The 17,665-nt window shown below is 70.3% G+C and carries 19 protein-coding genes and 5 pseudogenes; 9 read left to right on the plus strand and 15 right to left on the minus strand.

Going from position 1 to position 17,665, the window contains the following annotated elements; all coding sequences use genetic code 11:
- Positions 1-318: 318 nt before the first annotated feature.
- Positions 319-1,272: pseudogene (locus ACSU6Z_RS00105) on the minus strand (CNNM domain-containing protein).
- Between the two features lie 433 nt (positions 1,273-1,705).
- On the opposite strand from ACSU6Z_RS00105, the gene ACSU6Z_RS00110 reads away from it, so the two are divergent.
- The 4 genes and pseudogenes from ACSU6Z_RS00110 to ACSU6Z_RS00125 form a co-directional block, all read left to right on the plus strand.
- Positions 1,706-1,924 carry a hypothetical protein gene (locus ACSU6Z_RS00110; protein ID WP_437041631.1) on the plus strand — a complete coding sequence of 73 codons (219 nt, stop codon included), beginning with the start codon at positions 1,706-1,708 and terminating at the stop codon, positions 1,922-1,924.
- Positions 1,925-2,031: 107 nt separating this feature from the next.
- Positions 2,032-3,015: a sporulation protein gene (locus tag ACSU6Z_RS00115; protein WP_437041632.1), complete on the plus strand. Its 984-nt coding sequence runs from the start codon at positions 2,032-2,034 to the stop codon at positions 3,013-3,015.
- Positions 3,016-3,091: 76 nt separating this feature from the next.
- A pseudogene (locus tag ACSU6Z_RS00120) lies at positions 3,092-3,448 on the plus strand (TerB family tellurite resistance protein); the annotation flags it as partial.
- Positions 3,443-3,748, plus strand: a pseudogene (locus ACSU6Z_RS00125) (IS6 family transposase); the annotation flags it as partial. The pseudogenes ACSU6Z_RS00120 and ACSU6Z_RS00125, both read left to right, overlap by 6 nt.
- Before the next feature lie 83 nt (positions 3,749-3,831).
- Here the strand turns inward: ACSU6Z_RS00125 and ACSU6Z_RS00130 are convergent.
- A complete protein-coding gene (locus ACSU6Z_RS00130; RefSeq protein ID WP_437041634.1) occupies positions 3,832-4,167 on the minus strand; it encodes an ArsR/SmtB family transcription factor in 336 nt (111 codons plus the stop codon).
- A 170-nt stretch (positions 4,168-4,337) separates the two neighbouring features.
- On the opposite strand from ACSU6Z_RS00130, the gene ACSU6Z_RS00135 reads away from it, so the two are divergent.
- Positions 4,338-5,480 (plus strand): FAD-dependent monooxygenase, encoded by a 1,143-nt coding sequence (locus ACSU6Z_RS00135; RefSeq protein WP_437041636.1) that lies wholly within the window; start codon positions 4,338-4,340, stop codon positions 5,478-5,480.
- 52 nt (positions 5,481-5,532) lie between these two features.
- On the opposite strand, the gene ACSU6Z_RS00140 is transcribed toward ACSU6Z_RS00135, so the two are convergent.
- Positions 5,533-5,763: a hypothetical protein gene (locus tag ACSU6Z_RS00140; protein ID WP_437041637.1), complete on the minus strand. Its 231-nt coding sequence runs from the start codon at positions 5,761-5,763 to the stop codon at positions 5,533-5,535.
- A 597-nt stretch (positions 5,764-6,360) separates the two neighbouring features.
- Here ACSU6Z_RS00140 and ACSU6Z_RS00145 point away from each other — a divergent pair.
- Positions 6,361-7,095: a dienelactone hydrolase family protein gene (locus ACSU6Z_RS00145; protein WP_437041639.1), complete on the plus strand. Its 735-nt coding sequence runs from the start codon at positions 6,361-6,363 to the stop codon at positions 7,093-7,095.
- A 106-nt stretch (positions 7,096-7,201) separates the two neighbouring features.
- Here ACSU6Z_RS00145 and ACSU6Z_RS00150 read toward each other — a convergent pair.
- The 10 genes and pseudogenes from ACSU6Z_RS00150 to ACSU6Z_RS00195 all read right to left on the minus strand — a co-directional run.
- Positions 7,202-7,836, minus strand: a pseudogene (locus ACSU6Z_RS00150) (IS3 family transposase); the annotation flags it as partial.
- On the minus strand, positions 7,812-7,940 hold the full coding sequence (locus ACSU6Z_RS00155; protein WP_437050529.1) for a transposase: 129 nt from the start codon (positions 7,938-7,940) through the stop codon (positions 7,812-7,814). The gene ACSU6Z_RS00155 and the pseudogene ACSU6Z_RS00150, both read right to left, overlap by 25 nt.
- 182 nt (positions 7,941-8,122) lie before the next feature.
- Positions 8,123-8,248 (minus strand): hypothetical protein, encoded by a 126-nt coding sequence (locus tag ACSU6Z_RS00160; RefSeq protein WP_437041642.1) that lies wholly within the window; start codon positions 8,246-8,248, stop codon positions 8,123-8,125.
- A gap of 200 nt (positions 8,249-8,448) precedes the next feature.
- A pseudogene (locus ACSU6Z_RS00165) lies at positions 8,449-8,814 on the minus strand (IS701 family transposase); the annotation flags it as partial.
- Between the two features lie 183 nt (positions 8,815-8,997).
- Positions 8,998-9,891, minus strand: coding sequence for a phytoene/squalene synthase family protein (locus tag ACSU6Z_RS00170; RefSeq protein WP_437041644.1), 894 nt, complete (start codon positions 9,889-9,891; stop codon positions 8,998-9,000).
- A gap of 315 nt (positions 9,892-10,206) precedes the next feature.
- Entirely contained in the window at positions 10,207-10,998 is a 792-nt protein-coding gene (locus ACSU6Z_RS00175; protein WP_437041645.1) for a hypothetical protein, read from the minus strand.
- Between the two features lie 199 nt (positions 10,999-11,197).
- Positions 11,198-11,932, minus strand: a complete 735-nt coding sequence (locus tag ACSU6Z_RS00180; protein WP_437041647.1) for a tRNA-dependent cyclodipeptide synthase — start codon at positions 11,930-11,932, stop codon at positions 11,198-11,200.
- A gap of 135 nt (positions 11,933-12,067) precedes the next feature.
- The gene (locus tag ACSU6Z_RS00185) at positions 12,068-12,397 is read right to left on the minus strand and encodes a DUF6092 family protein (protein ID WP_437041649.1); all 330 of its coding nucleotides are present in this window, start codon (positions 12,395-12,397) and stop codon (positions 12,068-12,070) included.
- Positions 12,360-12,998 (minus strand): nitroreductase family protein, encoded by a 639-nt coding sequence (locus ACSU6Z_RS00190; protein ID WP_437041651.1) that lies wholly within the window; start codon positions 12,996-12,998, stop codon positions 12,360-12,362. The genes ACSU6Z_RS00185 and ACSU6Z_RS00190 overlap by 38 nt, the downstream gene beginning before the upstream one ends.
- A gap of 8 nt (positions 12,999-13,006) precedes the next feature.
- Positions 13,007-13,738 (minus strand): class I SAM-dependent methyltransferase, encoded by a 732-nt coding sequence (locus tag ACSU6Z_RS00195; RefSeq protein ID WP_437041652.1) that lies wholly within the window; start codon positions 13,736-13,738, stop codon positions 13,007-13,009.
- Between the two features lie 358 nt (positions 13,739-14,096).
- On the opposite strand from ACSU6Z_RS00195, the gene ACSU6Z_RS00200 reads away from it, so the two are divergent.
- Positions 14,097-14,471, plus strand: a complete 375-nt coding sequence (locus tag ACSU6Z_RS00200; RefSeq protein ID WP_437050116.1) for a transposase — start codon at positions 14,097-14,099, stop codon at positions 14,469-14,471.
- Between the two features lie 235 nt (positions 14,472-14,706).
- On the opposite strand, the gene ACSU6Z_RS00205 is transcribed toward ACSU6Z_RS00200, so the two are convergent.
- On the minus strand, positions 14,707-14,985 hold the full coding sequence (locus tag ACSU6Z_RS00205) for a hypothetical protein (protein ID WP_437041654.1): 279 nt from the start codon (positions 14,983-14,985) through the stop codon (positions 14,707-14,709).
- Between the two features lie 341 nt (positions 14,986-15,326).
- Positions 15,327-16,123, minus strand: a protein-coding gene (locus ACSU6Z_RS00210) for an IS5 family transposase (RefSeq protein ID WP_437050118.1) whose coding sequence is annotated in 2 segments (ribosomal slippage) — positions 15,327-15,964 and positions 15,964-16,123 — 798 coding nt in all. Because the reading frame shifts where the segments join, the coding sequence is not laid out codon by codon here.
- A gap of 260 nt (positions 16,124-16,383) precedes the next feature.
- On the opposite strand from ACSU6Z_RS00210, the gene ACSU6Z_RS00215 reads away from it, so the two are divergent.
- Complete coding sequence (locus tag ACSU6Z_RS00215) at positions 16,384-17,271, plus strand: MBL fold metallo-hydrolase (protein ID WP_437041656.1); 888 nt, start codon at positions 16,384-16,386, stop codon at positions 17,269-17,271.
- A gap of 64 nt (positions 17,272-17,335) precedes the next feature.
- Complete coding sequence (locus tag ACSU6Z_RS00220) at positions 17,336-17,641, plus strand: DUF7677 family protein (RefSeq protein WP_437041658.1); 306 nt, start codon at positions 17,336-17,338, stop codon at positions 17,639-17,641.
- Positions 17,642-17,665 lie beyond the last annotated feature (24 nt).

Consider the following 17,665-nt stretch of genomic DNA (forward strand, 5'->3'; position numbering starts at 1 on the left):
AACTCGTGCACAAAGCCAGTACTGGTTTCGCACAGTGCAGTACACATCGCCTTGCGTGTGGGGGTCTCGCTACCACTCGCAGCGGTGAGGCAGTCGGCGCGCGGCCAGGGTGCCGGCTTCGCGTACCCGCTCGGCGACATGGGGAACAGAACCGCCTGTTACTGCAGGCCCGGAAGCCTGGCCGGATGTGGGCCGTCACCCTCCCCACCCGGCGTCCGGAACGGATGGCGTGAGGGCTTGGCCGTGGAATCCCCCGGACGGCAACGCTCGCCGTTCACTGTGCTGGGACGCCGGGCCGGGCTGTCGCCGTTTGGTGTTTCAGGCGGCGGGGCCGACGAGTTCTGACAAGACGTCTTCCATAGTGACGAAATCGATCACGGTGCCCTTGTCGCCGGTGACGGCCGCGAGGTGGGTGCCGCCAACCCGCATCGCGGTAAGGGCGTCGTCGAGCGGAGTGTCGATCTGCACACGGATCACCGTGCAGGGCGGTGCGGGGGAAGTGCTTATGCCGCTCAGGCACGCCGATGGCGTCCTTGATGCGCAGGTAGCCCATGACCGTGCCGCCGGGGCCCACCACGGGCATCCGGGAGTAGCCAGCGCTTGTCGTGGCCCTCTCCATCTGGGCGGGATGACGCGGTGGTCGACCATGCTCATCTTCGCCAGCAGCACCAAGACCTCGCCGACCGGGCGGGTGCCGAGTTCCAGGGCGTCGCGCAGCCGCTCACCGTCGGCGGGGGCGAGCAGGCCGGCCTGGCTGGAGTCGGTGACGAGGCGGGCGAGTTCGTCGTCGGTGAGGACGGCGGAGACCTCGTCCTTGGACTCGACCTTCAGCAGGCGCAACAGGGTGTTGGCAAGGGCATTGACGGAGAAGACGACGGGGCGCAGGGCGCGGGTGAGCGCGATCAGCGGCGGTTTGAGGAACAGCGCGGTGGGCACCGGAGCGGCCAGAGCGATGCTCTTGGGGATCATCTCGCCGAAGAGCATGTGCAGGTACGTCGCCACCGTCAGGGCGATGACAAGGGCGATCGGGTGGATGAGCCCCTCGGGCACGCCGATGGCCTGGAAGGGCGGCTCCAGCAGGTGGGCAATGGCCGGCTCGGCCACAGCACCGAGCACGAGGGAGGAAACGGTGATGCCGAGCTGGGCGCCGACAGCCTCGGCGGCACGCTCGAGATCGGCGCGCTCGACGGTGGTGAGGGAGAACTCGGCCGCGACGAACACCGCGCACGCGAGAGTCAGCGCCAAGGCGAGCAGGAGCAGCAACTCGGTCACCGTGCCACCCCGATTCGCCACTCACTGTCGGGAGGGGTATGGCACGGCTCGTATTGGGAGGTTCACCCATTGCGGGTCTGCTGCTGCTTCATCACTCCACCACCCCCGCCGGTACCGGGGGCGGAACGTCTTCGTCGGGGAGAGGAAGTCTCCCTCACCCTACGGCTAGGGTAAAGGACTGGTAAAGCCACCTTGTGGGGGACGACATCAGGGTGCGTTTTCGGACTTTTGACGCCTCCATGGCCCTGCAGTGTCTCGCGATCCGCCGACCCGACCTACGCTTCTACAGTAGTGTAGAAAACGCGAGGGACGGCTGGTTATTCCCGGCCACCCCCTGGGCGCACACACGCAACCGTCGCTTTCGGGCAGCGATTGCGTGGCCGTGCGGCCGCGCACCGCTGGTTTGACTCGCTGTTGGCCTGGGAGGGCATACGTGGCTTCGATCGATCTGGACAAGGTGCTGGACAAGGCATGGGCGGACAAGCCGCTGACCGAAATCCTCGCCGCCCCGGTCTCGGCGCTGAAGGGGGTGTCCGACCGTGACGGTGAGCTGCTGAAGGAAGCGTTCGGTGTCACCACCGTCGCCGACCTGGCCGAGCTGAAGTACGTCCGCTGGGCCCAGGCGCTGGCCGCGCTGGATGCGGTGAAGTAGTCATCATCCTCTGGCCGCGCGGTGCCATGGGTCGAGTTGAGGTCCCGTGGCGCCGCGTCGGCAGATCTAGCGCATAAAGGAGTGAACGCCGCGATGGTGTTCAGAAGTTGCTCGGCGCGCTCGGCGTGGGCGGCCCCACCGTGGACACGGTCCTGGACCCGGGCCCGGTCCGGCCCGGCGGCAGTCTGACGGGGCAGGTGCACCTGAAGGGCGGCAGCGCCGACTTCGACATCGAGCAGATCACCCTGGAGCTGGTGGCCCGGGTGGAGGCCGAGCACAACGGCGGCGAGACCGAGGGTGTGGCGGTCTTCGGCCGGTTCACCGTCGCCGGCGGCTTCCGTCTGATGGAGGGTGAGCAGCGCAGTGTGCCGTTCGCGGTGGCGCTGCCGTGGGAGACGCCGATCACGGAGTTGTACGGGCAGGCGCTGGGCATCGTGCTCGGGGTGCGCACCGAGCTGGCGGTGGCCGGTGCGAAGGACAAGGGCGACCTCGACCCGCTCGCCGTTGCCCCGCTGCCGGTGCAGGAGGCGGTCCTCGAAGCCCTCGGCCGGCTCGGCTTCGGCCTCAGGACGGCCGACCTCGAATACGGGCATATCCGCGGCACCGGGCAGCAGCTGCCGTTCTACCAGGAGATCGAACTCGCCCCCGCCCCGCAGTACGCCCACGTCATGCGGGAACTGGAGGTGACCTTCCTGACCAACCCCGGCGGCATGGAAGTCGTCCTGGAGGCCGACAAGCCCGGCGGGTTCTTCTCCTCCGGCCACGACGTCGTCAACCGGCACGTCGTCAGCCACGAAGGCGCCGCCCAGCGCGACTGGACCACCGTCGTCGACGCCTGGATCCGCCAGATGCTGGCCAGCCACGGCCACCACAGCGCCCCCGCCCCCTACGGGCACGCAGAGCCGCACGACGGCCACTACTCCCACGGCCATCACGACGACCACCGCTCCGGTCCTGGGATGGGCACCGCCGTCGCCGCGGGCGCGGCCGGCCTGGCGGTCGGTGTGGCAGGCGGTCTCGTCGCAGCCGAGGTCGTCGACGAGGTCGGCGACTTTTTCGAAGGCGGCGACGAGGGCAATGACGATGCCTGACCCCCCTGCCCCTGGCCCAGGTGCCCAGGTCGGGCAGCCGCTCGGCCCGGGCTGCCGCAAACGAAGGAGCTGACCCATGGCCCTGTGGGACCGCATCCGGGAATCGGCATCGACGATGCAGACCCAGCTGATGGCGAAGAAGAACGGCCTGAAGTCCGGCGCGTTCCGGGACGCCTCCATGGCGATGTGCGCGCTGGTGGCAGCCGCCGACGGCACCAGCGACCCCGCCGAGCGCCAGCGCGTGGCGCAGCTGATCGCCACCAGCGAGGTGCTGCACAACTTCGACGCCGCCGACCTGCGGCGCCGCTTCGAGGACAACCTGGCCAAGTTGACGGCCGACTTCGCCTTCGGCAAGGTCAGCGTGCTGCAGGAGATCGCCAAGGCCAAGAAGAAGCCCGCCGAGGCCCGCGCCGTCATCCAGATCGGCATCGTCACCGACAGGCTCCGTTCCCACCGAACGGCCCACCGCGAGGTCATCCCCGCCGTCGAGCACCGGCGGTCGAAGCACCTCAACAAGTGGGCGGGGAACGGCCACCAGCCCGCCCGGCAGCGGGAACACACGATGAAGGGCCTCCGCTCGACCGGCGGGGAGCGACGGTTCCTGTCCGCGTTCAGCGGCATCTCACCGCACGTCCGGCCTTGCCGTCACCTGATGACAGCCTCTGTCCACCGCGCCGAGACGACCCTCCGCTTCACCATCTGGGACCAGGTCACCGGCGCCGGCCGACCCACCACGGTTGAACGCAGGTCCACCACCCTCCGACGCACCGTCAGACAGTCACGCACCCAACAACGTGACAACGCCCTCACCTGTGCTCATCGAGGAGCGGTATCGCCCTGGGACTCTGCCTCCAGGAGCGCGAGCAGCCCGGGGAATCTTTTCTCGATGTCCGCGCGTCGCAGTCGGATGCCCTTGCGGTTGCCGTAGTCGATCTCGTCGATGAGACCTGCCTCGCGCAGGACGCGGAAGTGGTGGGTCTGGGTCTGCTTCGAGATCGGAAGATCGAACGAGTTGCAGCCCCGCTCGTTGTCGCCGCGGTCGGCGGCCAGCTGTGTCACCACCGAACGACGGTGCTCGTCGGCGAGGGCGCGGAACACCGCCCCCAGATCGAGCGCGTCGGCCTCCGGGCCGACCAGGTTCTTCCCGGCCACGCGGCACCCCCTTCAGGTACGACTTGAATCGTACCTGAAGGATGTGCTCCACTGAGGTACGAAACTCCTCGTACCTTTGTTCCGGTTGCGCTGCCCCGTGCCACCGCTCCCCGGGACCCGGCCCGGTGCCTGCCGGGACCTGGCCATCGACACTCCGAGAGGTCATCGCCATGAAGAAGCCCGAGGTGCTGATAGTCGGTGCCGGAATCGCAGGGCCCGCACTCGCGTACTGGCTCTCCCGGAACGGATACCGGCCGACGGTCGTCGAACACGCCCGGCAGCTGCGCTCCGGTGGCAGTGCGATCGTTGTGAAGGGGCCCGCGATCCCGGTCGCCGACCGCATGGGCATCCTCCCGCAGCTCCGCGGGCTCGCCACCCGCAATCGGTCGCTGACCCTGCTCGACCCCGGAGGCAGGCGCATCCTGCAACTCCCGCTCGCCTCTGACGAGGCGCCGGTGGTCGAGGTGACCCGAGCCGACCTGTCCGAGGTGCTCCACCGGTCGGCGCAGGCCGGGGCCGAGTTCTTGTTCGACGACACGGTCACCGCTCTCGACCAGGACGGAGGTGGGGTCGACGTCACCTTCCGGCGGTCCGCGCCACGGCGCTTCGACTTGGTGGTCGGTGCCGACGGGATGCACTCCACCGTACGGCGCCTGGTATTCGGACCCGAGCGGCAGTTCGCGAGCGACCTGGGCCTGTACGGCGCGACCGTGCCGCTGGAACCCGACGCCATCGAGGACCCGAGTGAGATGACGATGCTGACCGTGCCGAACCGGATGCTGGTCGTCCACCCCTCGCGGACCACTCCGCTCGCGATCTTCACCTTCCGGGCCGAACAGCCGGCGCCCCACGACCGCAAGAACATCGCCCTTCACAAGCAGATCGTGGCCGACGCCTACGCCGACGTTCCGTGGCGGGCACCGGAACTCGTGGCGGCGTTCCTCGACCATCCGGCTCCGTTCTTCGACCCCCTGACCACCGTCCGGGTGCCCTCGTGGTCCCGCGGACGGGTCGTACTGCTCGGGGACGCGGCGGCGGCGACAGCCCTGCTGGGCGACGGGTCCAGCATGGCGATGGCGGGCGCGTACGCCCTCGCGGAAGAGCTCGCCGCCCATCCCGGTGATCACGTCCGCGCCTTCGCCGCCTACGAGTCGCGGATCCGCCGTGAGGTGGGTCCGCGGCAGCGACGCGTCGGTCTGCTCTCCAGGCTCATGGTGCCCCGAACCCGGCAGGGCCTCGCGGTGCGCAACGCGGTGGGCCGCGCGGTCGGTCGCACGTACCGGATCGCCTCTCGCGAAACCGCGAACCGGTAAACCGGATCCGCACCGACCGGTCACCGGTCGGTGCGCAGCTCCGGGATAGTTCTCAGCCGGGTCGGCGCCGCCAGCCGCGGTCGGTGTAGCCGAGCCGGCGGCCGTGAAGGTAGGCCGCGGCGTGCGGGGTGTCGGGGGGAACCAGGGCCACGGCGATCATCTCGGGGCCGTGGTCGTCGCCGGGGCGGGGGTGAGCGCGTTCCAGGAGGGGCCCGATCCGTACGGCGACGTCCTGTGCATGGCCGAGTGTCCAGGGCTGCGGGTCGCGTACGGCAGCAAGCATCGTGCGACACCGGTCGACGACGGCCTGGCCGCCGGGACTGAGAGTGCCGAGGACTTGGCCGCAGCGGCGGAAAAGACGGATCATCGGGCGGTCTGCTGCTCGAAAACGGGGCAGGTACTCGCCGGGCGCAGGGAGCGGGCGGCGGCGTTCACGAAGTCCGGTCTGCTGGCTGGCGTGCAGCAGCAGCCAGCCGGGGTCATCCAGAGTTGCAAAGGATCCTGGCAGGTCAAGGCGCTATGCCGACGGTAGGCACGTAAGTCACGTAGCGCTGTGGTACGCCGATGTGGCGGGGTACGAGATCGCGTGGACGACGGCCGATAGGGAGGGAAGACGCCGGCTCCTGGCCGGGGCCAGGGATGTCGCGCCGCACTGTGACTGGGGTGCTGGCGTCGCCTTCTGCCCGGTGGGCTACGCTGTCTGGCCATGACTACCGGGACGGCATTGCGCCACACACGGATCGGTGACCCGGCGCTCCTCTGAGCGCCGTGCGGGCCGGTGCGGGCCCGCTGTTCGATCGAGGATCTTGCGCTGCTGCGCGTGCTCCGCCTCCGTCGTGTTGATCAGAGCCTCGGCACATCAACCACGACAGGAGAATTCATGCCCACCAAGACGTTGCAGATTCCCACCACGGACGGCCGGGCCGATGCCTTCGCCGCCTTCCCCGACCGCGGCGAGCGGCACCCAGGGGTGCTGATGTACGCGGACGGCTTCGGCATCCGGCCCGTGCTACGGGAGATGGCCCGCGAACTGGCCGGGCGCGGGTACTACGTACTCGTCCCCAACCTCTTCTACCGGCACGGCCCGGCACCGGTGATCGAACTTCCCGAGCACATTGGAGAAGAGGTCAGGCCCGCGCTCATGGCCCAGATGATGCCCTTGATCGAGGCGCACACCGCCGAACGTGCCCTGAGCGACGCCAACGCCTACCTCGGGTTCCTCACCACCCAGCCCGAGGTCGACGCCGGGCCCGTCGCGGTGACCGGCTACTGCATCGGCGGCCTCCTGGCGACGCGCACCGCCGCAGCTCACCCCGGCCAGGTGGCCGCCCTCGCCGCATTCCACAGCCCCGTGGGCGCAGACGGGCCCGACGCCCTCGCCGGGATCACCGCCCAGGTCCACTTCGGCCACGCCGAAAGCGACCTGACGCCCCGAGCCCTCGGCGAGCTCAATCGGACCCTGGACGCCGCGAAGGTCGACTACACCTCCGAGATCTACCCCGGCACCGTCCACGGGTTCACCATGTCCGACACCGACGCCTTCGACCCCGCCGGACTACAGCGCCACTGGGACCGCCTGCTCCCCCTCCTCGACCACACACTGGCCGACAGTTAACTGACCGAGTAGGGGCTTGACCAGCGTAGAAGGCTGCTGGTCAAGCCCCGGCATACATCTGGAGGTCTCGCTCGCAGGCCCAGCCCATGGGCCACGGGCATGTGAGTCACGTTGGTGACGCTTCTCCTTTGCTCTGGGCGGGACTGCTGCGTTGTCCGAGGCGGGAGTGTCGGCGTCGGGTCTTGTATCGGTTGAGCCAGCGGAACGCGTCGAGGCGGGCGTCGCGTTCGCTGGACCAGGTCTTGCGGCCCTGGAGCGTCTCGCGTTTGAACGTCGCGTTGAAGGACTCGGCGAGCGCGTTGTCCGCCGAACTGCCGATCGCTCCCACGTACTGGTGGACGCCGGCCTGGCGGCAGGCGTCGGCGAAGGCCCGACTGGTGTACTGGGCCCCGTGATCGGTGTGTAGGACCGCCCCGGAGAGGCTGCCGCGGGTCTGTTCGGCGGCGGCCAGGGCGTCGGTGACGAGGTCGGCGCGCATGTGGTCCGCGATCGCCCAGCCGGCCAGGCGGCGTGAGGCGAGGTCGATGACGGTGGCCGGGTACAGGGACTTCCTGCCGTCCACCGGGAGATGGGTGATGTCGCCGATGTATTTCGTGCTCGGCTCGCTTGCCGTGAAGCCGCGGCTGACGAGGCCGGGGCCTTCGCCACGGCCGGGTCCGCGGCAGTGGCGCGGTGCCTGCGACGCAACCGCACGCCTGCCGGGCCGATACTGCGCATCACCCGTGCGATCCGCTTGTGGTTGCCCCGCGATCGGCGGCGACCTCTCTGATCGTCGCTCCGGGCCGCGACTGGTACAACGCGACCGCGTCCGCCTTGAACTCCGGCGGATAGTTCTTCATGGCCACGGAACATCCGTTCCCCTTGGACTCAAGATCCAAGTTTCTCGAGTGTCCAGGATCCGGGGTCAAGGCCCGTCAGCAACAGCGGCGCCCCGTCCTCCGGCACGCTCTGCGGGCAGGGTTCCGCCCGGCCGGTATGGAACCGGCCGGGCGGTACGCCACACACCCTCCGTGTCTCGCGGGTGGTGCTACCGCTTGCGTGCCTTGCTCACCAAGAACGCCACCCCGACGATGGCGACCAGGGCGACGACGATGATCCAAAAGGACGGGGTGCCTTCCCCGGCACCCTTGGCCAGGGATTGACCGTATGACATGTTTCCTCCTGTCCGCTGATTACTGCTTGTCGATGCTTAGTACTGCGACGGTGTTTGTGCTGACTGATGGCCGGGTCAGGGGCTGTGTCCGCGTCGTTTGTAGTGGCTGGTGCGGGCCTGGTGTTGTCGCCGTCGGCGCCAGGCTGACCAGTGCAGGATGTGCTCGACGGGTGCGGGTCGTCGATCGGTGAGTCGGGTGATCAGGTGTCTGGTCTCGGCGAGGCTGCAGTGGACGAGCTGGGAGGATCCGTTCCTTCTTTCTCTGTATCCAGCTGGCGGGCCCGCAGGACGGTCAGGCAGGCGTGGGCGGCCATGGCCAGGGTCATGTGGCGGTGCCAGCCGGGATAGCGGCGGACCTGGCAGTCGTCCGGGCCGCACTCCTGCTTCGCGCTCTGGAAGCACTCCTCGATCGCCCACCGGCTGCCGGCGACGCGGATCAGTTCGTCCAGGGTGGTGTCGGCGGGGCAGCAGGCGATGTAGTAGGAGATCTCCTCGGGGCGGCTGAGGCTGCGGCGGGCCAGCACCCAGTGCCGGTCGGGCCGGTGCCAGGGCCGGACCTGGCGGCGGGGCTGCTGCTCATGGCGTGAGCCGGTGCCGCAGGTGACGGGTCATGACGACGGCCGGCACCGGCAGGGATCCGTGCCGGAGCCCGGAAGACGGTTCCCGGCACGGGGACGCACCTGCCGAAGCCGCTCCCTCTCGGTGGCGGTGGCGCCCGGCGGGGATCCGGAACCGGAGCCGGCCCGCTCTCACGAGCCGGGGCCGGCGAGCGCGAACAGGTCGTTGCCGGTACGCGTGATGCCCTCGATCATCGTCCTTCCCTGGGCGAGCGAGCGGCGGACGAGCTCCCGGCCGCGGGGGCGGACGAGGAGCTCCCACTCCTCGGCCGCGGCGAGATAGCGCCGGGCACGGTCGGTCTGCAGACCCACGAGTTTGCGCAGCGGCTCGCTCATGCGCCGGGCGGCCACGGCCTCTTCGACGTCCTCGCGGACCAGGCCGCACTGCCGGAGGTCCTCCAGGGGCAGATAGAGCTTGTCCAGCCGCAGGTCCTCCTCCACGTCGAGCAGGAAGTCCAGCGTCTGCATGCCGTAGCTCCAGGCGATCGCAGCGTCCCGGGCCCGCTCGTCGACCGGTTCGAGCAGCGCGCCGAGCCAGATCGCGGGTTGCCCGCTCACGCCGTACATGTGGCGTTCGAGGCTCGCCACGGTGTCGTAGCCGCGGACGGTCATGTCGGCCCGCAACGCCCGGCTCGCCTCCCAGATGCTGTCCTCGGGGATGTGCCACTCCCTGACGAAGTGGGCGAACGCCCGGCAGACGAGGGCTTGGGAGCGCCGGCCGGGTGTCGCCCGCCGGGCCCGGGAGGGGTGTCCGTCCAGGCTCCGCCGGAGCTCTTGTTCGAAGGAGTCGAGCCGTCGCAGTCTCTCCCCCGGCCCGACACCGGGGTCGTCCGCCAGGTCGTCAGCGCATCTGCAGAAGGCGATCATGGCGTCCCAGTGGGGGCGCTTGGCCGGAGGGAGCGAGGACCTCCACGGCGGGGGCGCGTGGCCGCTGCGGCGCAGCAGCCACGCGCAGTGCGTGTAGGCCTGCCGCAGCAGCGGATCGCGGATCCGCGCGGCGTCCAGCTCCCGGCCGTTCACCGGCATGTCCGGCCGCCCGCGCCGCCGGGCCCGGTCACGGCGGACGCCCGGTGCTCCGGCGCGCGGGACGGGGTCTGCCGGGAGGAGGGCCGGGGAGTCCGGCGGGGTGGTGCCCCGGCGGCCGGATGCCGTGCGGTCCGCCCGGTCCGCGGCGATGCGGGGAAGCCTCCGTCGGAGGGTGGACTCGGGGGTTTGCGGGTGGTGTTCAACGGCTCTCCCAGGTCTCCGGGGCGTGTGGGACACCCCCGGCACACCGCGCCGGGGGTGCCGGTGCGCTGCCGCCGTACACCACCGATGAGTGCCACACCGCGACGGTCCGGCTCATGGGAGGACGGCGATGCGTACCTGCGGGGGTGAGGGGCGCGTGCGCCGAGGGACGCCGTCCTGTGCGGGTCCCGGGCGCCGCCCGTCAGTGGCCGGCCGGCTGCCCGTCGGCGGCCCGCCGGCCCCGTCCCGCCGCCGGCCGGTCCGGACGGCCGTCCGGGACGACCGCGCCGCTCGGCCGACGGCGTACAGGGCGGCCAGGTAGGTCAGGTCGAGGATGAGGATCGCCACGAACATGTAGGGCAGCAGCGGCCCCGGGGTCACGGTGCCGTCGGAGAGCCAGAGGTATGCCGCGACCGAGGCGAAGGCGGTGCCCAGGAGCTTTCCGGCGGCGATGGCCATCGACTGCCCGGCGGTGGTGCCCCGCCCTATCAGCATGTTCAGGAAGAGACAGGACATCACGAGGTTCTGCACGAACCCCGCGTAGGTGCCGCCGCTCTCGACGCCGCCGAACTGTCGGATCAGCGCGTCCATGCCGAGCCAGCACACCACCCCGGTGGCCGCCAGGCCCAGCAGGAATCCCCATCGCGGCAGCCAGGGGAACTCACGCGCGCCGAAGCGCACCGCCGTGTAGAGGATGACGCAGTCCAGGAGGAGCCACACGATGTTGGAGAGGCGCGCCGCACCCGTGTGCGGGTACATGAACACATAGATGCCCTCCCAGGCGAGGTTGCCGCACAGGGCCACCAGCGGCATCCCGTAGGTGCGGTCCCGCAGCCCGGCCCGGATGATCAGCACATAGGTGACCGTCCACCACGCGGCGGAGACACCCATCAGCGTCATCACCATGCGGTGCTCCCGGCCGGGTCGGCGGGCCCCCCGCGCGGGGCCGGGTTCCTCGCGGGCGCCCCGCCGGAGCGGCCGCGGTACCGGGAAGGGCGGGGAGGCTCCTGCCCCGCGGCCCGGCGGGCGGCCCTGCGGCAGCGGTGGTCGGCGCCCGGGCCGGCCGCCTCCGGGGGGCGCTCCCCGGAGGCGCCGTCGGGGCGTCTCACCCTCCACCGCCGGGGCCGTCGGCTCCCGTGGCGGGTCTGACGACCATGAACGCCTGGTTCGGGGCCGCGGCCAGGCCGTGGCCCCGCTGGTACAGCTTCCGCACCAGGGGCGCCGACCTGTGGTAACAGGAGACCGAGGAGGGAACTTTGAGGATGCTGGGGGTGTCGACGAAGAAGGGGAGTTCGGCTCTGAGGTAGCTCAGTCCGGCGTCCATCTTGCGGGCGTCGATGCCCTCGCCGGAGCCGCCCTGGTAGGAGGCCAGGTACCTGCGCACCATGTCCTCGCAGACGCCGGAGAACTCCCGGTCGGTCTCCAGGGCCTGATCGGTCCGGGCGCGGACGGCCTGGTACTCCGGCTGTGCGGTGAACTCGGACAGGGCGCGGACACGCAAACGCGTCGTGGAGCCGCCCGCCGACTCCACGGCCTGGCGGATTCTGCGCCGCACGTCCGTGACCCGTTTCCTTCCGCGCCTGCCGGCCTGATCCTCGGGACAGCCGAAGGCGGCGAGCGTGGTGTCGATGTGCAGGTCGGCGTAGATGACGTCCACCGCGGTGAAGTGCCGCCGGGCCCAGTTCAGCAGCCCTGTCAGGCGCTCCCGGCTGAAGTAGCTGTTGCCGGAGCTCACTCCGATCAGTGCGTGTTCCCCTCGCTGCCAGATCAGCCGGCAGCGTTGCGTGAGCGGCTCCGCCACAAACTCCTCGGCGTGTTCCGGCGCCGGGGTGACGCTCATCCTGACAAGCCTCCTGAATGTTCCGGCGCGCCTCCGCTTTCCGGGGTGCGCCCCTGGTGAGGAATACCAAGCTGCGGACGGCGGTAACAGCGGTTCACCCGGTCGGGGAACCGGGGAGGAGGGGCGGAGCGGAGGTCAGGTCGCGACGTCCCCCTCGGGCGGGCCGTGCCCTTCGAGCGCTCCGGCCAGTTGCCGGCACAGGTCGTCCAGCAGTTCGGTGAGGTCCGTGTCGACCATCGGCCCGCACATGAATTCCTCCAGGCGTGTACGCACCGACACCAGCCGGGGGTCGTGCACACCGGACTCCTCCAGCGCCGCCAGCGCCCGGCGGGCGCCGTCCATGCACCGGGCGGGGCCGTACCCCGGCGGCTCCTCCAGGAGGCCCCTGCCACTGCTCAGCAGGAAGGCCGCCAGCAGCACGGTCTCCTCAGCGAGCCGCGCCGGGGGCTGCCGTCCATCCGTCATAGCTGATCACCTCACTCCGGTCGCGGCGGTCACAGGGGGGGAACTCCCGCGCGGGATGGCCGACCGGCACCAGCAGCAGCGGGTGGAGGTGGGGCGGGAGACCCAGCAGCATGCCGACGGGCTCGCGGCGGAAACTGCCGACGGGGCACGCGCCCAGTCCCAGCGCGTGCGCGGCCAGCAGTAGGTTCTCCACCGCCATCGCCACGCACAGCAGGCCGATGTCCTGCCCGTTGCCGAGGCCCTGGACCGCCCTCGTGCGGTCGAAGCAGGCGACGACGACGAGCGGAGGCAGTCCGATCATCCCCGGCGAGAAGGCTCTGATGCGTCGCACGAGCCGCCGGTCCCGTACCACCACGAACGCCCATGCCTGCTTGTTGGCCGCCGTGGGGGCCGCCAGCATCGCCTGCAGCATCTCCTCCACGAGGGCGTTGTCGACCGGTTCGCCGGTGTATTGGCGCACCGCGCTGCGGGAGCGCAGCACCCGCAGCGTTTCCAGGGTGCCGAGGGGGGACACCGCTCCGCCCCGGTCCCCGCCGTCCGTGCCCGTGTTTCCGTCCCCGCCCCCGTCTTCGTCTCCGGCCACGTGTGTCCGGTCGGTCATCCGCACGGTCACCTCCGGTGGGCGCGCAGGAGGAGATTGACCGGGGAGCCGAGGCAGCGGCGGACGCGCGCCCCGTCGTCCTCGGCCGCCGGTGGTGAGCTCACCATGGGCTCCCACGCGATGTCGGTGAACCCCGAGGACCGCAGTGCCCGCACGAGGGCCTCGCGGGGCCAGTGGTGCACCCGCAGGACGGTGGGCGGGGTGGTGAGGACCGAGACCGTGAAGGCTTCGCCCTCGCGCGGGTGGGCGGGGCGCCCCAGGCGGAATCCGGCGGCGGCCGCGGAGGCCTCGTCGCAGTCCGGGTTGCCGACGAAGGCGAGAAGCCGTCCGCCCGGGGCGACGTTGGCGTACATGCGCTCGCCCATGGCGCCGAGGGTTTCCCGGTCGGCCGCGTAGTGGAGGAGATGGGTGGCGATGACGACGTCGAACGAGCCCAGCACCGGCAGGGTGGCGGCGTCGTGGACGTGGTACTCCGCACCGGTAGGCCGCCGCGCTTCAAGGGCCCGGGCCGCCCCGATCATTCCCTCCGACACGTCCACCCCGACCGCCCGCGCCGCGCCCTGCCGTCTGACCAGGCGTGTGTAGACCCCGTCGCCACAGCCCACGTCGAGCACGTGTCGTCCCCGCACCGGGCCCAGAGCGCGGAGGAACGAGGGGAACTCGATGTGTTCCCGGTAGAAGCGGACGACGTCGACGGCCTGGGCGTACGTGTCCACGAGTGCGTCGTACTGCTGGGGCATGGCGCTTCTCCATCGGGTCGCCGTCACCGGTGCTGCATTCCCGGGTTCCTGAGCATCTGCACACAGATAGTCACTTTCCAGGGCAAACGTACCCGATGGGGCATATCCATCGGTTCGATGTTCCCCTCCCCACGCCGGTGTCGCGGCGAATACGCGGCCGGGAGGGCAGCCGGAGGCGTACCGCCACCGGGCGATACTGGACGCAATCCGCCGCCTCGCCGACAACGGCATCAAGTGACGGGCGAGGCCGGCGGCCTTCCCGCCGTGGGACCGTGTGCACCCCTTCTCCCTCCGGTGACGCGACCGCGGCCTGGTCAAGGAGTCCCACGACCGGCTGCGCGGACCCGTCCGCGAGACGCTGGGCCGGGATGCCGAGCCGAGTGCGGGTGTGATCGACTCGCGGCCCGTCACAGCGGACGCCGTCGTCGGCGCCGACAGCCGCGGCCTCGACGGCGGCACGCTGGTCAACGGGCGCAAGCGGCACGTCGTGGTCGACACGCTCGGCCTGCCGCTCGCGATGGTGGTCACCGCAGCGGACACCGGCGGCCGCACCGCCGCCCAGGCCCTGCTGACGCGGATCACCGCCGGCACACACCACCGGCTGAACCTCGTCCGGGCCGACGGCGGCTGCACCGGCAGCCTCGTCGAGCACTGCCTGGCCGCGCTCGCTCCGGTCCTTGCGATCGCCAAACCCACCGACGACATGCGCGGCTTCGTGGTGCTGCCCAAGTGATGGACCGTCGAACGGTTCCTCGCCCACCCGATGCGAAGCCACCGCCTGGTCCGTGACTTCGAGCGACGCACCACCAGCGCCGAAACGACGATCTCCGGTCCATGGTCCCGCTCATGACCCGCCGCCCGGCACGACCACACTCGCGGCGAGGTCCTCGCCCGGGTGCGTGGTGCACCGCGCGGCCAGCTCCCCGCCGGCCTTCGGAACGGGGCGCTGCTCCTCGATGCCTTCCGCCTCATCGGGGGGTGATCGGATCGGTGAACCACCCCGCGGTTGGCATCCGCCCGCGGTTGACGACCGCGAAGAGGATGACCACGACCGGCGGAGGGATGGGGGCCGCGTCGGGCAAGCCGAGGACCGCCGCGCCAGCCATCACCAGGACGGCTGCGAGCCCCACCACGGTCCCCGGCAGACGCTCCCCCGGTACAGCCGGAGTCACGCCTGTGAGGTGGTCTGCATCGAGAAGGTTGTCCATACGGCCCTCGGCGTAGCGTTCGGCGATGGTCAGGAGCATCACGGTGAGGCCCTCCAGAGCGGGCCCGGCTCGGAATCCTGTCGCGCTTCGGCTTGTCACGGCGTGCCCGCCGGGGCGGCATGGGCTGAACTGCCGTTCGTTGTGTCGTCTAGCTCTGGCGCGGCGGGTGCGGTGAGCTCTCCAGATGGCGCTCGACCGGCTGCACGGAGACACGCGGGATCCGGCAGTCCGGCCGGGTTCCCTCCCAGCGCCGCAAGACCACGGCGCCCTGGGCAGCGACCGTCGGCAGGGCCACGATCGGCCGGCAGCGTCGGTCCTCCATGCCCGGAACAAAACTGCCGACACTCGGCCGGCTGCGGAGGAACCCCCAGTAAGAATTCCTAGCAGGATGTGGCTCGCAGGCGGCGCCAGCAGATCAATGAGCAGGCCAGCTTGAGGAATGCCTCGTGGATGTCATCGCGGATCTCCCAGCGGATGCGTGGGCGGCCGAACCAGTGCAGCAGCGCAATCGTCTGCTCGACGACCCACCGCTTGGTGCCCAGGCCGGAGCCGTGCTCGGTGCCACGACGGGCGATCACGGGCTTGATGCCCTTCGCCCAGACCTGGCGGCGGTAACAGTCATGGTCATAGCCACGGTCCGCGTAGAGCTCCCGCGGTCGCTGGCGCGGTCGCCCCCGCTTGCCGCGAATCGGTGGGACCGCCTTCGGAAGCGGCATGAGCTGGGTGATGTCGTTGCGGTTGCCGCCGGTCAAGGTGACGGCGAGCGGGATGCCGGTGGCATCGCAGATCAGGTGGTGCTTGGAACCCGGCCGGAGCCCGGTCGACCGGGCTCCGGCCGGTTTCGGGCCACCCTTGAGCACCCGGACGTGGGAGCTGTCGATCACCGCCCCCGACATGTCCAGCCGATCGGCGGCCCGCGGCTCGGCCAGCAGCACCTCATGCAGGCGCTGCCAGACCCCGGCGTTGTTCCAGTCCCGCAGCCTGCGCCAGCAGGTCATGCCCGAGCCGAAGCCAGCTCCGCCGGCAGCCACTCCCCTCGGATGCCCGTGCAGAGAACGAAGAGGCTGCCGCACAGCACCTTGCGGTCATCCAGCGCCTTCCTGCCCGGGTGCCGATGCCGGCGCTGCCTGACAGGCAGCAAGGACTCGATCCGCACCCACAACTCATCGCCGACCAGCCACGGTTGGGGTCACGCTTCCTCACACCCAACCAACCGAGTCACCCAGCGGGAAGACACGCCCCAACCGCATTCCGTTAGGAGCTCTGGGGCTCCCGGTGTTCCGTGCTGCCGCCGGTCCGTCCGAGCCGGGGCGGACTCTCAGAGCAGCGCGATGCCGTAAGTACAAGATCCAGACTCTCTTCCTTTATCCGCCCAGCGCGAGATATCCCTGATGGTGAGCGGCCGGTCGGCGGGCGCCGTGCGGAGGGAAGCGGGCCATGGGCGATGGACGAATCGAGGGCGACTGGCATGTGGACGGGCGTTGCATGAACTGCGACGTGGCCCGGCAGCTTGCCCCCGGCCTGGTCGGCGAGGTCGGCGGCCGCTCGGTCGTGCTGCGCCAGCCGCACGACCGATCCGAGCTCCGGCAGCTCCATGCCGCTGCGCATGCCTGCCCCACCCGGTCGGTCCGTCCCCCGGCCGGGCGGCTGGATGCAGCATGGGACCCCTTTCCGATGGCCCTGGACGACACCGTGTACTTGTGCGGGCACAACTCCGCGCACACCGCGGGAGCCAACTCCTACCTATTACGCCGCCCCGACGGAACTGCGATGATGGTGGACACGCCGCGCTGGAGCACTTCGCTGGCCGCGCGCTACGAGACGCTGGGCCCCGTCACCGATGTCTTGCTCACCCACCGCGACCACGCCGCGCACGGCCGTCGCTACGCCGACCGCTTCGGTGCCCGGCTGTGGATCCACGAGGGTGACCTCGATGCCGCCCCGGACGCCGATCGTGTGCTCCGTGGCACCGACCCGACAGAGATTGCCGACGGGGTGATCGCCTTCCCGCTTCCCGGACACACGCGGGGCAGTGTGCTGTACCTCGCGGACCAGCGATACTGCTTCAGCGGCGACAGCTTCTACTGGTCGCGCACGACAGCGGACATCGAGGTGACCGATACTGTCACCTGGTACTCCATCGGAGAGCTGGCCGTCTCCCTGGCCCGGACCGCCGACCGGCTGCGCTTTGAATGGCTGCTGCCGGGTCATGGCGACCGCCAACGCCTCCCCGGCGACGACATGGCCCGGCGGCTGCAACGGCTGACCGTGCGTACCCGAGAACTACGGCCCTGCCCCGTCGACTTCACCGCAGTGCGCTGGTAACGGCCTAGGCGGTGTCTTCAAATGATCTTGCCAAGATGGCGCGGAAGCTGCGCATGATGCCTTGGTGGGACATCTTTCTGTCGACGTGCGCGCTTCGCTCCGGCTCTTCGCTTTCTACTTGGCGAACGGGACCCTAGACCTGGACCTGCTCGACGGGGTCGACTATCGCTCGACCGTTTTTCACTCCGGCTCTTCCTTGGAGCAGGTCTTCGCGATCTATGGCAATGTGCTGCAAATCGACGCCGACGGCATGGTGCTGAATGACGGGGATGCGCAGTACCGGGTCGCGCAGTGGGTTCGAGCGTGCTGCGACCCGAGCTATCGGGTCGAGCCGCCCTTCGAGGACTGGGAGACGGAGCTCCATCTCTGATGACCCGCCGCTCACCGTCGGAAC

Source organism: Streptomyces sp. enrichment culture, assembly GCF_964273145.1.
Taxonomy (GTDB): Bacteria; Actinomycetota; Actinomycetes; order Streptomycetales; family Streptomycetaceae; genus Streptomyces.

Excerpts from the sequence above, each read along its gene's own strand:
- ACSU6Z_RS00190 (WP_437041651.1), bottom strand. The coding sequence starts at position 12,998 with ATGACCGACCGGACACACGTGGCCGGAGACGAAGACGGGGGCGGGGAC.
- ACSU6Z_RS00175 (WP_437041645.1), bottom strand. The coding sequence starts at position 10,998 with ATGGTGATGACGCTGATGGGTGTCTCCGCCGCGTGGTGGACGGTCACC.
- ACSU6Z_RS00205 (WP_437041654.1), bottom strand. The coding sequence starts at position 14,985 with ATGCTCCTGACCATCGCCGAACGCTACGCCGAGGGCCGTATGGACAAC.
- ACSU6Z_RS00145 (WP_437041639.1), top strand. The coding sequence starts at position 6,361 with ATGCCCACCAAGACGTTGCAGATTCCCACCACGGACGGCCGGGCCGAT.
- ACSU6Z_RS00170 (WP_437041644.1), bottom strand. The coding sequence starts at position 9,891 with ATGCCGGTGAACGGCCGGGAGCTGGACGCCGCGCGGATCCGCGATCCG.
- ACSU6Z_RS00160 (WP_437041642.1), bottom strand. The coding sequence starts at position 8,248 with ATGTCATACGGTCAATCCCTGGCCAAGGGTGCCGGGGAAGGCACCCCG.
- ACSU6Z_RS00215 (WP_437041656.1), top strand. The coding sequence starts at position 16,384 with ATGGGCGATGGACGAATCGAGGGCGACTGGCATGTGGACGGGCGTTGC.
- ACSU6Z_RS00180 (WP_437041647.1), bottom strand. The coding sequence starts at position 11,932 with ATGAGCGTCACCCCGGCGCCGGAACACGCCGAGGAGTTTGTGGCGGAG.
- ACSU6Z_RS00195 (WP_437041652.1), bottom strand. The coding sequence starts at position 13,738 with ATGCCCCAGCAGTACGACGCACTCGTGGACACGTACGCCCAGGCCGTC.
- ACSU6Z_RS00135 (WP_437041636.1), top strand. The coding sequence starts at position 4,338 with ATGAAGAAGCCCGAGGTGCTGATAGTCGGTGCCGGAATCGCAGGGCCC.
- ACSU6Z_RS00140 (WP_437041637.1), bottom strand. The coding sequence starts at position 5,763 with ATGCTTGCTGCCGTACGCGACCCGCAGCCCTGGACACTCGGCCATGCA.
- ACSU6Z_RS00185 (WP_437041649.1), bottom strand. The coding sequence starts at position 12,397 with ATGACGGATGGACGGCAGCCCCCGGCGCGGCTCGCTGAGGAGACCGTG.